Origin of the sequence: Nostoc sp., from assembly GCF_036917155.1 — a bacterium.
In the GTDB taxonomy this organism is placed as follows: domain Bacteria; phylum Cyanobacteriota; class Cyanobacteriia; order Cyanobacteriales; family Nostocaceae; genus Nostoc.
On sequence record NZ_JBALDZ010000252.1, the window covers coordinates 25,177 to 38,130 of the forward strand.

Consider the following 12,954-nt stretch of genomic DNA (forward strand, 5'->3'; position numbering starts at 1 on the left):
AAGCTTCTCTTCCTTTGCGTCCTTTGCGGTAGCCTGCGGCAAGCCGCTCCGCGTCTACGTTAAAAAAAAGGATTCTAGCCTTAACTGAACCGTATTGGATTTTGAATTTTGCATCTTAATTTAATCCACGTTCCTTACGACAAAATATAAAATTAATTCACAGAGCCAGTGACTTGATTGCTGGGTTTAATCTAAAATCTAAAATCTAAAACTATAACAATTTTGGATTTTAGATGCTTCTAAAATCCAAAATCCAAAATTCTACAGTTGCCGCACTAATGGCTGACCATCTTTAACTTCGCCAACTAAAACTAAATCGACACAGTTAACGAAGATACCATTTTCCAGAACGCCGGGAATATTATTCAATGTCTTTTCTAGTCCGGCTGGATCTTCAATAGAGTCAAATCTGACATCTAAGACAAAGTTCCCTTGATCTGTAATCACTGGGCCAGCTTTTTTGACACCCATACGGAGTTCTGGTTTGCCACCAAGTTTTTTGATGGCGTTGGTGACAGGAGTAATTGCCATTGGAATCACTTCCACAGGCACAGCAAAACTAGAACCTAAGCGGTCTACTAACTTACCACTATCTACCACAACGATGAACTGTTCAGCTAGGTAGTCTACGACTTTTTCGCGGGTATGTGCTGCACCACCGCCTTTAATCAAATTCTTCTGCGGATCGACTTCATCTGCACCATCAATGGCAATATCGATGTGATCAACAGCATCTAAGGTGGCGAGAGGGATGCCGTACTGCTTCGCCAGCACTTCTGATTGAAACGAGGTAGGTATACCAATAATATCTTTGAGTTCGCCAGACTTGAGGCGATCGCCCAAAAACTGAATTGTATATGCTGTAGTTGACCCCGTACCCAACCCCACAATGGAACCCGATTTTACCAGGGCGGCGGCGGCTTTGCCAACTTCTTGCTTCATCAACGTTACGGGATCTGTTGTTGTCATTCCCAAAATTCCTGAAAAACTGACTATAGTCCATAGTAGTGGGCCGATAACGCCAAAAGATGAAAGGTAAAAAACAAGTTTTTGCTGATTTCTACTCTCTTGATTATCAAAATCAGTTAACACCCTACGTAGCTACGCAACATTGTCCCGTCTAAATTCGTCACCCACTGAGACTAAATTTTGCGTTAACCTCAGTAACGTAGTTTTTTAAATTCACGTTAGCAGTTAAAAGTGGTCATCATAATGCGTCAGCTTTCAATTACTCTATCTTTAGTGGCACTACTACAAAGCTTGCCAGCCATCGCTCAAGTACCAGAATCTACTTCTGGAATCTCATCTGATTCTATTCAACAGGTAACTGCTGCCAAATGGATGACGAACTTTCCCGATGGCAAATTTTATCCAGAAAGGTTACTGAGTAGAGCAGAATTAGCGGCAATTATGGTGAAAGCATTTCGGTTAGATAAAAGACAAGGTGTTAACAAAGAAAATTTAGTGATTCCAGATGTTCCTCGTTCTTATTGGGCATTTAATGATATTCAAACAGTCTTAAAGACTGACATCATGAAAGGCTATCGGGGTGATGAATTCTTCCCTAACCAAAAGGTGACAAGGGCAGAGGCTCTGGCTATTTTCGCCCAGGCTTATGGTGTATTTCAATTTCCTGATCAGGCTGTAAATGAAATTCTGGCTTCCCATCCAGATGAAAAGTCTATCCCAGTTTGGGCTAGAAAAGCGATCGCTACAGTAGCTACTGAGGGATTTCTGAACACAGATGCTCAAGGCAATATTTCCCCATTAAAACCTGTGACTCGTGGGGATATGGCTTACGTATTGAGTAAATATTTGCAACGACAACAGCGACAACCCGAAACACCAGAGGTTCCGGTGATTCCAAATAGTCCACAATCACCCTAGTACAAGAAGGCAAAAGTAAAAAGAAAGAATGCTTATTTTGTAAGCTTTCTGGCTAGTTTAAATGGGTGGTTTATTTACGCTGTGTTGTACTAGCTAGACTTTTTCTAGCCGACGTACTTAAAATCAGTTTTGACCAGGACTTCTATACTTGTTTAGAATCTGGTGAAGATATAAGGAATTAGACTGTGTTGGTTGCTGTTGCATATAATTCCCATAATTAGATTGTGCTGCTTGCGTCGGTTGTTGCAACCCATAATTACTGTATCCTAAAGGGCTTGTGGGTGTGACAACACTTTGACTCTGACTCTGGCTAGAGTAAGGTGCAATATTACTTGGTGCGATCGAGGTGACTGGGGGTGTCACTGGTGCGACATTAGGCACTAATTGGCCGTTATTTAAATTACTGTAGGGACTTTGCGGTAAGTTCGTACCCGTAGTTAACCCATTATTAGGCATTAATTGACCGTTATTTAAATTACTGTAGGGATTTTGTGGTAAGTTCGTACCCGTTGATGTGTAGACTGTCCCAGGAGTTAAGCCAGTAGTTGGTAGAGAATTCTGATTCGGTAAGCTGTTGATGGGTGGCATTAGCGTTGTTGCCGGGTCAGAGACTCGACCCAAAGCATTTGTCTGAGTTGGAGTGATCCCATTGAAGCTAGATAATTTCTGGTTTGTCGATTGGCTTAGTGCTGCTTGCAAAGGGCTGATAGAGAGAGAATTTTGATTCTTGTTGGTTTGATTAGTCGAGCCAATATCCAGGCTAGAGGATGTTTGTTCCCCCCCTGTTGGTTCAGACGCCGCATTTAAGGTTTTAAGACCTAGAAACTGATTACCACCATCCACCGTCCCTGTACGCAATAAATTTTCTGTTTGTAGAACAAAGGGATTTTGCACGGCTGGGGAGGTGTCGCCATTAACGCCTAAAGCAGGATTCAATTTGGTATCACTAGCAGAATTTTGTTTTTTAATTACATCCTCTAAGAAGCCTTTGCCCTTGTTGTCCTTAGCCTTTTCTTTAGGGGTATCTGCTGTTAATGAGAGAGATGCTTGTTCAAAGTCATTAAACAAAACTGGCAGGTTATCAATATCCGCTGCAATGGCTCTATTTTCTTCTGACAGGGAGGAATCAACAGGTTTTTGGGAAGTGACTTCGTTTTTTTGCTTATAAACGAAAATATCTGGGTTTGACCAGTATTCCCAGGTTACTAGCCCTATTATAGATAAAAAAATTGCAGTTCCCCAAAAACCAGGTCGCCCTAAATTCCATAACCTGGCTCTGAGATAGCGTAAGTAGGCGGGAGGATAATCACGATTTGGCATGGGATTGGTAATTCAAATTTACTATAAATTGATAAAACTTTGACGAAACAAGTGTTGCTGTTTGATTTTTTTACTTGCCTGAGTAGAAAATATCTCAACTGAAGTTCGGTTATGATTTCATCCTAACTTCTGAAGAAATTATTAGTCATTAGCAAGTCAAAAATTTATTATTTACTTTTTAAAACTAAACCGTTTAGTTTTAAAATCAACTTTTAGTGCAGGGGAAAAGTCTCTGCGATCGCGACTATTAATTTCTGGCAGCTAGTCAAGCGATCGCTTCTGAACGTACCTGAGCATCATTCTTCTTCAACTTATTTCGAGTGGTGTTAATTCTTTGAGTACGGTAAACCGTATTTACTCGTTAGTCCCAAAGATTAATTTAATTGTTAAGTTTAGTTACATAAATAAATAAATGCTGCAAACATTGCTAAACAGGAGAAATTATGAGAAGCGGTAGTATTTTTGACAATCAAGGCAAACTGAACAACTTTGCGTCACCAATAGCACATCCTGGGGAAGTAAGCTCACACAGCATCACAGTCCATTGTAGAGTTGTAGAAATTGCTTAGATTGGGCGAATATAGCAGCATTTTTGACCAGTCTTTAATTAATTTTCTCAAAGCGTTAAGGAAGATGAGTAAGTAGGGGAAGAAGAACCAATGCCTATTCTCTATTTCTCATTTCTCATTCTCCATTTAGTTTTCATTTTAAGGATTGGTAACATCTATGGCAATTAAAGAACAGCCTAAGTCACCTCGGTTTCGGATCATTGCTAATATATTGCTGGCAGTATCAGGGCTATTTCTGCTCTTAAATTTATTTTTGCCTGGTTTATTTACTTCTGGACCTACTGGTGTTCCCTACAGCCTATTTATTCATCAAGTACAGGAAGGGGAAGTCAGCCGCGTTTCCGTTGGTCAAAACGAGATCCTCTACCAACTCAAAACAGAAAATGCTGAACCGGGACAGGTGTTTTCAACTACACCAATCTTTGATTTAGAGTTACCCAAACTGCTAGAACAAAAGGGAGTTGAGTTCGCTGCTACACCTCCACCGAAAAATACCTGGTTTACAACCCTCTTGAGTTGGGTGATTCCACCACTAATTTTTATTGGCATTTGGCAGTTTTTTCTCGCCCGTGGTGGTGGCGGTGGTCCCCAAGGCGCTCTTTCCATTGGTAAGAGCAAAGCTAAGGTTTATGTTGAAGGCGAATCCGCGAAAATCACCTTTGCAGATGTGGCTGGGGTCGAAGAAGCAAAAACTGAGTTAGTAGAAATTGTGGATTTCCTCAAGACTCCAGCGCGCTTTACGCAAATTGGCGCTAGAATTCCCAAAGGTGTGTTGTTGGTTGGCCCTCCTGGTACTGGTAAGACACTTTTAGCAAAAGCTGTAGCAGGAGAAGCAGGAGTTCCATTTTTCAGCATCTCTGGCTCCGAGTTTGTGGAACTGTTTGTTGGTGTGGGTTCTTCCAGAGTCCGGGATTTGTTTGAGCAGGCTAAAAAACAAGCTCCCTGTATTATATTCATTGATGAATTGGATGCGATCGGTAAATCTCGTAGCAGTAATGGCTTCTACGGTGGCAATGATGAGCGAGAACAAACCCTTAACCAATTACTAACTGAGATGGATGGGTTTGCAGCTGGCGATGCAACGGTAATTGTCCTAGCAGCGACCAACCGCCCCGAAATATTAGACCCAGCATTGCTGCGTCCGGGCCGCTTTGACCGCCAAGTGTTGGTAGACCGTCCTGATTTATCAGATCGAGAAGCAATTCTCAAGATTCACGCTCAAAAGGTAAAATTAGGAGATGATGTAGATTTAAAAGCGATCGCTACTCGTACCCCTGGTTTTGCTGGCGCAGATTTGGCAAATTTGGTGAACGAAGCCGCATTATTGGCAGCTCGCAATCTCCGTCAAAGGGTTGCTCAAGAAGACTTTGCCGAAGCAATTGAGCGGGTAGTGGCCGGTTTAGAGAAGAAGAGTCGGGTGATGAATGAGACTGAGAAAAAGATTGTTGCATACCATGAAGTTGGTCATGCAATGGTGGGGGCACTCACAACCGGAAACGGTCGCGTAGAAAAGATTTCGATTATTCCTCGTGGGATGGCAGCTTTGGGCTACACTCTGCAATTACCAACTGAAGACCGCTTTTTGATGAATGAAGCAGAATTGCGGGGTCAGATTGCGACTCTGTTAGGTGGGCGTTCCGCTGAAGAGATTGTGTTTAACAGTATTACCACAGGTGCTTCCAACGATTTGCAACGAGCAACTGACTTGGCAGAACGGATGGTAACAGCTTATGGTATGAGCAAAGTCTTAGGGCCATTAGCTTATCAACAAGGGCAACAAGCAGCATTTCTGGGTAATGGTGCTAGTAATCCCCGACGGGCAGTGAGTGAAGAAACATCGAAAGCTATCGATAGCGAAGTCAAGGAAATCGTAGAAACAGCCCACGAACAAGCCCTAGAGATTCTCAGACAGAATCGAGACTTGCTAGAAGCGATAGCTACTCAACTCTTAGAAACAGAGGTCATTGAAGGGGAAAAACTGCACAGTTTGTTAAGTCAAGTTAAACCCGTAGCTAATTCGTAATTCGTAATTCATACATAGAGGGACGCAGAAGATAACTTTGCGTTCCTCTGCGTTAAACCTCTGCGTCACTTTGCGTTTCAAAAATACCACTTCCCGCAATGCAAACACCAGCTTGTATATCAATATTATCAGTATTCAGTTGGGTTTTTAGCACTTTACCCAAGACATCCATGAGAAATCGGATACCCCACGCGACACCGAAACCAGTTGCTAAAATCAACGCCAATTTCTGTAAGGGCAACTTGACTATTTCTGCTTGGTTTATATCTACTGGTGTTTCTGGGGAATTGACTAACCGCAACATAGCTGCCGCCCCCAGCATGACGAAAGAACCGATTGCAAAGGTATAAATTAACCAGGTGAGAGTAATTGCTCCCTGTACTCCCAATACGGTTCGGTTAAGGCAAGAGACGCGATAAATCGCCGTCTCTACAATAGACATCTCCGAAAAACAATGTAGAGACGTAGCACTGCTACGTCTCTACAAGGGTTATGGGTAAAGCATATTTAATTTCTGGAGATGTCTAATAATCAGGCTTGTCATCAAAAAACCTTATCCGAACCGTATTGCCTGTACTCCTGCCAATACCCAAACTTGTACCCATAAAATATTGAGATGAGATTTTGAATTCGTCATAAGAAGATGGGGAAGTGGTGAGTGGGGAGATGAGGGAGAAGGCGGAGATGAGGGAGATGAGGAAGCAAGCGAAAAATTAATGATTATTCATCCTCATCCCCCTCATCCCCCTCATCCCCCTCCCCTCATCCCCCTGATCCACTCAGGGAAAGCAGTTCGTTTTTAATACTCTGGAACAGAAGGATCGATTTCTCGACTCCAAGCGGTAATTCCACCTTTGACATTCGTCCCAGCAATCCCGGCTTCTTTGAGGATGGCGAGGGCTTTTGCCGAGCGCCCGCCCATTTTACAATGAGCAATTAAGCGGTGCCCGTTTAATATTTCCTTCACCTTCGCAACGCCATTCCCATTTTCAATGTCTGGTAAAGGCACCAACACTGAACCCGGAATTTTGGCAATGTCGTACTCATTGGGGTTACGGACATCCAGCAGTACAAAATCTTTCGCACCGCTATCCAGCAATTCCTTCAAATCCTTGACGGTTATTTCTTGACTTTCCAACTGCTGTTTTGCCTCCTCTGCTTTAGCTTGTGGAATTCCGCAGAATTCTTCGTAGTCTATCAGCTTTTCAATCACTGGGCGAATCGGGTTAGGACGCAGTTTCAATTCCCGGAATTTCATATCTAAGGCGTTGTATAGCAGCAATCGTCCACTAAGAGTGTTACCTTGTCCCAAAATGATTTTGACAGTTTCCGTTGCCTGAATTAAACCAATAATTCCGGGCAAAATTCCCAATACGCCACCTTCTGCACAAGAAGGAACCATTCCTGGTGGTGGTGGTTCTGGGAAAAGGTCACGATAGTTAGGACCACCTTCGTAGTTAAATACAGTGGCTTGCCCTTCAAATCGTAAAATTGAACCGTAGACGTTGGGCTTATTCAGTAATACGCAGGCATCATTAACTAGATATCTAGTGGGGAAATTATCAGTGCCATCCACTACAATATCGTAAGGTTGGAGGATTTCTAGGGCGTTTTCGGAACTCAGGCGAGTTTCGTATAAATCAACCTGACAATAGGGGTTAATCTCGTGAATGCGGTTTTTTGCGGATTCAATCTTAGGTTTACCCACCCAGGATGTACCGTGAATTACTTGGCGTTGCAAATTGGAAGTATCGACAACATCAAAATCGACAATCCCGATGCGTCCAATACCCGCCGCTGCCAAATATAAAAGTAGTGGTGAGCCTAGTCCACCTGTACCGATACACAGTACACTGGCGGCTTTTAGGCGTTTCTGTCCTTCTAGTCCTACTTCCGGTAAAATCAGGTGTCGGGAGTAGCGTTCGTAATCGTCTTTGGTCAACTGAATTTCGTCCAGATTGGGATTTAGCATAGCAGTTATGATGTGGGAGAGCGGAATATTAATCCTATCGAAAAACTGTATCTTATATAGAGATAGGGAGTATGGAAGACGGATTTTTATCAGTGGTAGCGGCGAAAACTGCTACAAGTGACTGTCTTTAAACTAAGCCCTTAAATTATATTTTTAATTTCCTCTGCTTGAAACTGATGACGATCGTCAAGGCTCCAGCTTTTGAGTTCTCCAGCTTTACCGTTTTGGACGGATACTATTATATACGAGTATCCCTGCCAAGCATATAGGCGATCGCATTCTGAAGGGATAGCAGGATGATCTGGGTGAGAATGAAAAATGCCGATAATGTTCAGTGAGCGCTCCCGTGCTTCCCTTTGTGTTTTTAGCATAACTTCAGGTGCGATCGCATATTGCCGTCTTTTACTTTCTGTTGTCCGTTCCCCTGGAAACTCAGATGCCGCTTCTGTATTCCAAGCATTTTCTGTTGGTATAACTTCTACCACAGTTTTGCCCTCATTAGCCAGATAGCCTAAAATTATACCACAGCACTCATCTGGGTAAGTGCTTTCGGCATGGGTGCGGATGATTTGCAAGTGTTCTTGGCTCAGTCGGATCATGTCTGCGTTGGTAATTTGGTAATCTTGAGGGATTATTGCTCAGATACAATAGATTGCGATCGCTCTTAATCATAGTTTAGATATAACCCTACTCAGGTGTAGACCACCGCAGGTATCGCAGCCTTCAAAAAATAAAATAGACATCTCCAGAAATTAAATATGCGTTACCCATAACCCTTGTAGAGACGTAGCACTGCTACGTCTCTACATTCTTTTTCGGAGATGTCTAATATGTATTTTTTATCGAACAGAATTCAGGAGTCAGGAGTCAGAATGGGCTAAACGCCCCGCTATCCATGTACAGAATGAATTCTGTGCGACTAGCGGATAGCGTAGTAGCGGTAGCGAGTCTTCTCCCTTGGCGTTAGCCTCTCCCAATGTGAGAAGGGGAGACGCTAAGAGCGAACGAGCATCGCGTCAAGATTGCTGACCGGAGGCGGAGCGTCTCCGGCTCCGCTCCTGAATTCTTCTTTAAACATTTGCCTAATCTTTTCTGCTTTCTTATTGCCTAGAAACCATAGCAATTCTATCTGATTTGCAAGAAATCACAAGGGTGAGATCCCTGATTTCTCTAATAAGTCGGGGATCTCATTGTTTACGAATGATTTAGGATTGCTATAGAAAAATATAAAGAATAGACAAAGCTCTGTATTTCTGTATACATTTATTGGCAAATAATATGAAGAGTATGCAAAGATAGTTATTTAAGTATGGACATCTAAGTAAGATATTGACTATGTAGTTATTTTGAGGCTATTGAGATGTCCTCTATTTTCCAGCTAGACCCCACAGTGAATAGCCCACAAGGAGGATATAAAAATCTCTTTCCCAATTAAGAATAAATCGTTGACTATTTTCTCTTCTAGTAGGACTTAGGCGTGGGCAAAAAAAATCAAATGCGAAGGGTGATCTTTCGGGCATTCAAGCTATGTTTTTCGATGATTTTTAAGTAATTTATACTTAATAAGTGATGCTCAAAAAAGTCTGAGATCAACGATTATCATGAATGCACACGCTCATAAATTTGTACAGTGCTTAAGACTTAGATAGTTTGAAGATAGTTAAGCAAGTAATACATGCAAGCCTTTTGTTGAAGAAGAATTCAAAAGTCAGCATACCGAAAACGTCAAACTTAAGTGATTTTTTGTGCCTGAAAACAGCACAAACGGCAAATTGAGAACTGAAGTTACTGAAAAAATCCATTCAGGTAGGTAAAAGTTATGGCAAATATCATTGGAACCAACGGTAATGATACCCTATATGGTAGCACTGACGCGGATACGATTAACGGTAAATTAGGCAATGATGTTATATCTAGTAACAGTGGCAATGATACCTTGACTGGTGGAGGCGGTCAGGATAAATTTATTTACGTCAATTACCATAATAATACTGATGTAATCACCGATTTTGGTGGCGTAGGTAAAGGGACAAACCCGACAGCAGAAGTCATTGCCGAAGTGGATACCCTAGCATTTGTAGGCGATGGCTTAAGTGCCCAAAATCTGCTGCTGACCCAAAATGGTAACAATCTAGAAATCACCTTTGAAGGGTTAGATGATTTTGAAACGGGGTTTGTTAGTCCTAAAGTCATCCTGCAAAACTTTGCCCTAGAAAACCTGGATAATCTCAGCAAATCTACAGGAGCCACTGTAAACTTGGGCAATATCCTGTTTGATGGGCAAACTAGCATTACTGACAGCTTTGATGTCTTCAATGCCAACTCCACCCAAAATACTATCTTCAACAAAAACACAGTCACTTTCCTTAACGACCTGAACAACAATGTTAACGGCTTTGACAACTCAGATGATGTCATCAATGGTCAGGGAGGTGATGACATCATTGACGGCAAGAGTGGTAACGACCTTTTGAGAGGTGGTACAGGCAATGACTCCCTCGTTGGTGGTGTGGGCAATGATACTCTTGTTGGTGGTGTGGGCAATGATACTCTTGTTGGTGGTGTGGGCAATGATACTCTTGTTGGTGGTGCGGCGAATAACTTCCCCACAGGTAATAACTCTCTCGTTGGTGGTGCGGGCAATGACTCTCTCGTTGGTGGTGCAGGTAATGATTACTTGAATGTTGAATTTTCAACAGGCGAGAACACTCTCAATGGTGGCGTTGGTGACGATGTTTTGGATGCTGGGGCAACATCCGGCAATAACTTACTCTCTGGGGGAGATGGCAATGATTTTCTTAACGCCTCTAACGTTTATAGCAGTGTAAATCCTAACATCTATTACCCCTCCTCAGGTAATAACACCCTAGAAGGAGGCGCTGGTGATGATACCTTGACTGCTGAGTCTCCATCAGGCAATAACTTACTCTCTGGAGGGGATGGCAATGATTCTCTCTCCACCTCAGGTGTAAATTATTATAGAGCCTACTCTGATAGTTTTACTTCATCAGGTAATAATACCCTCAACGGTGGCGCTGGTGACGATACCTTGCGTGCTGAATATTCAACAGGCAATAATTTACTCTCTGGAGGCACTGGCAATGATTACCTCTCTATCTCTGGTTATGCGATTGGCTACGCCATTGGACAGAATTTTTTCCCCTCCTCAGGTAATAATACCGTCAACGGGGGCGCTGGTGACGATACCTTGCGTGCTGAGTATTCAATAGGCAATAACTTCCTCTCAGGAGACGATGGCAATGATTTCTTCTATCTAAGCAGCGCATCCCCAGATGTTGTGCCCTCTGATTTAGTGACTCAAACGGTAGATGGAGGTGAGGGTGACGATTTGTTGTCCGTAGATTACACCTTAGCTACAGGGGGTATCACAACGATATTCAATACTGTTACTAACATTGGAGAAGTTACAGCAGGCACTTATAGGGTTAGCTATAAAAATATCGAAGGATTAAATATCTCAGGTACAGCCTACGACGACAAAATTGTGGGGAGCAATGGCAACGATACGCTCTCTACGGGCTATGGTGGCAATGATACGATCGATGGAGGTAAGGGTGACGATGTGTTGTCTGTCGATTACAACAATTCTCCAGCAGGGATCACAACAACATTCAATACTGTTACTAACATTGGAGAAGTTACAGCGGGCACTTCTTATAGGGTTAGCTATAAGAATATCGAACAATTAAATATTTCAGGTACAGCTTACGATGACAACATTGTTGGTAATAGTGGTAACGATACACTCTCTGCGGGCACTGGTGGCAAGGATACGATAGATGGAGGTAAGGGTGACGATGTGTTGTCTGTCGATTACAGCAATTCTTCAGGAGGGATCACAACAACATTCAATACTACTACTAACATTGGAGCAATTACGGCAGGTACGAATCGGGTTAGCTACAAAAATATCGAGCGATTAAATATTTTAGGTACAAGTTACGATGACAACATTGTTGGTAACAGTGGTAACGATACGCTCTCTGGGGGCTATGGTAATGATACAATTATTGGCGGTGCCGGTAATGATATCCTGACAGGTGGAAATGGTACCAACATTCTAACTGGTGGTGCGGGCAATGATGAATTTGTTTATAACTTTTTAGACAGCAGCTTTGACACTGGCACTGATATTATCACCGATTTCGGTGGCATTGGTAAAGGCTCAAATCCTTCAGCAAGCGTGATTGCTTCCTTAGACACCTTGCAATTTATCGGTAGTGGCTTGACTGCTCAAAATCTGCAATTAACTCAAAATGGTAACAACTTAGAAATCACCTTTGAAAATGTCGCTAATAACAAAGTCATTCTCCAAAACTTCAAATTAGAAAATCTAGATAATCTGCCAGCAACTTCTTCACGACTAGCTATTGGCAATATCTTGTTTGATGGACAAACCAGCATCACTGACAGTTTTGATGTGTTTGATGCTAATTCCACTCAAACTAGCCTATTCAACAGGAACACTGTTACCTTCCTCAATGACCTCGACAACAATATAACGGGTTTTGACAACTCCAATGATGTTATCAATGGTCAAGGGGGTGACGACATCATTGATGGCAAAAGTGGTAATGACCTTTTGAGAGGTGGTGCGGGAAATGATACTCTCATTGGTGGTGAGGGAAATGATACCCTTGATGGCGGTGTGGGAAATAACTCCCTTCTTGGTGGTACTGGTGACGATCGCTTGACTGCTGACATTTCAACAGGCAATAATACCCTCAATGGAGGAGTTGGTAACGATACTTTGAGTGCTGACATTTCAACAGGTGATAACCTGCTTTTTGGAGGTGATGGCAATGATTCTCTTGACATCTCTGGCTATTATAGCTTTTCTGGCTCTATCGTCCCCAGCGACTCCTACGACTCTCGTTCATCTGGCAATAACACCCTAGAAGGAGGTGTAGGTGACGATACATTGAATGCTAGCGGTTCAAAAGGCGATAACCTGCTCTCTGGGGGCGATGGCAATGATTATCTTGAATTTTATGGCAACTACAACTATATCGACGGTAACTCCTCCGACTCTCGGTCATCTGGCAATAACACCCTAGAAGGAGGTGCAGGTGACGATACATTGAATGCTAGCGGTTCAAAAGGCGATAACCTGCTCTCTGGGGGCGATGGCAATGATTATCTTGACATCTCTGGCTATTACG

General features: G+C 42.7%; 8 protein-coding genes. 3 read left to right on the forward strand and 5 right to left on the reverse strand.

Features of this window, described 5'->3' with window-relative positions:
• Window positions 1-261: 261 nt before the first annotated feature.
• Entirely contained in the window at window positions 262-969 is a 708-nt protein-coding gene (rpiA, locus tag V7K67_RS34195; RefSeq protein ID WP_334706690.1) for a ribose-5-phosphate isomerase RpiA, read from the reverse strand.
• Window positions 970-1,212: 243 nt separating this feature from the next.
• On the opposite strand from rpiA, the gene V7K67_RS34200 reads away from it, so the two are divergent.
• Window positions 1,213-1,887 carry an S-layer homology domain-containing protein gene (locus tag V7K67_RS34200; protein WP_334730093.1) on the forward strand — a complete coding sequence of 225 codons (675 nt, stop codon included), beginning with the start codon at window positions 1,213-1,215 and terminating at the stop codon, window positions 1,885-1,887.
• Window positions 1,888-2,010: 123 nt separating this feature from the next.
• On the opposite strand, the gene V7K67_RS34205 is transcribed toward V7K67_RS34200, so the two are convergent.
• On the reverse strand, window positions 2,011-3,207 hold the full coding sequence (locus V7K67_RS34205; protein WP_334730092.1) for a hypothetical protein: 1,197 nt from the start codon (window positions 3,205-3,207) through the stop codon (window positions 2,011-2,013).
• Window positions 3,208-3,933: 726 nt separating this feature from the next.
• Between V7K67_RS34205 and ftsH4 the strand changes: the two genes are divergently transcribed.
• On the forward strand, window positions 3,934-5,799 hold the full coding sequence (ftsH4, locus tag V7K67_RS34210; protein ID WP_334730091.1) for an ATP-dependent zinc metalloprotease FtsH4: 1,866 nt from the start codon (window positions 3,934-3,936) through the stop codon (window positions 5,797-5,799).
• A gap of 52 nt (window positions 5,800-5,851) precedes the next feature.
• Here ftsH4 and V7K67_RS34215 read toward each other — a convergent pair whose 3' ends face one another.
• The 3 genes from V7K67_RS34215 to V7K67_RS34225 all read right to left on the reverse strand — a co-directional run bounded on the left by V7K67_RS34215 (window position 5,852) and on the right by V7K67_RS34225 (window position 8,370).
• The gene (locus V7K67_RS34215; protein ID WP_334730090.1) at window positions 5,852-6,241 is read right to left on the reverse strand and encodes a hypothetical protein; all 390 of its coding nucleotides are present in this window, start codon (window positions 6,239-6,241) and stop codon (window positions 5,852-5,854) included.
• Between the two features lie 357 nt (window positions 6,242-6,598).
• Window positions 6,599-7,771, reverse strand: coding sequence for a molybdopterin-synthase adenylyltransferase MoeB (gene moeB, locus V7K67_RS34220; protein WP_334730089.1), 1,173 nt, complete (start codon window positions 7,769-7,771; stop codon window positions 6,599-6,601).
• 140 nt (window positions 7,772-7,911) lie between these two features.
• Complete coding sequence (locus tag V7K67_RS34225) at window positions 7,912-8,370, reverse strand: M67 family metallopeptidase (protein ID WP_335170334.1); 459 nt, start codon at window positions 8,368-8,370, stop codon at window positions 7,912-7,914.
• Between the two features lie 1,220 nt (window positions 8,371-9,590).
• On the opposite strand from V7K67_RS34225, the gene V7K67_RS34230 reads away from it, so the two are divergent.
• Window positions 9,591-12,954 (forward strand): beta strand repeat-containing protein (locus V7K67_RS34230; protein ID WP_335170336.1); only part of this gene is annotated, 3,364 nt, incomplete at its 3' end.

Coding starts and splice junctions, on each gene's coding strand:
- rpiA (WP_334706690.1), bottom strand. CDS start 969: ATGACAACAACAGATCCCGTAACGTTGATGAAGCAAGAAGTTGGCAAA.
- moeB (WP_334730089.1), bottom strand. CDS start 7,771: ATGCTAAATCCCAATCTGGACGAAATTCAGTTGACCAAAGACGATTAC.
- V7K67_RS34200 (WP_334730093.1), top strand. CDS start 1,213: ATGCGTCAGCTTTCAATTACTCTATCTTTAGTGGCACTACTACAAAGC.
- V7K67_RS34225 (WP_335170334.1), bottom strand. CDS start 8,370: ATGATCCGACTGAGCCAAGAACACTTGCAAATCATCCGCACCCATGCC.
- ftsH4 (WP_334730091.1), top strand. CDS start 3,934: ATGGCAATTAAAGAACAGCCTAAGTCACCTCGGTTTCGGATCATTGCT.
- V7K67_RS34205 (WP_334730092.1), bottom strand. CDS start 3,207: ATGCCAAATCGTGATTATCCTCCCGCCTACTTACGCTATCTCAGAGCC.
- V7K67_RS34215 (WP_334730090.1), bottom strand. CDS start 6,241: ATGTCTATTGTAGAGACGGCGATTTATCGCGTCTCTTGCCTTAACCGA.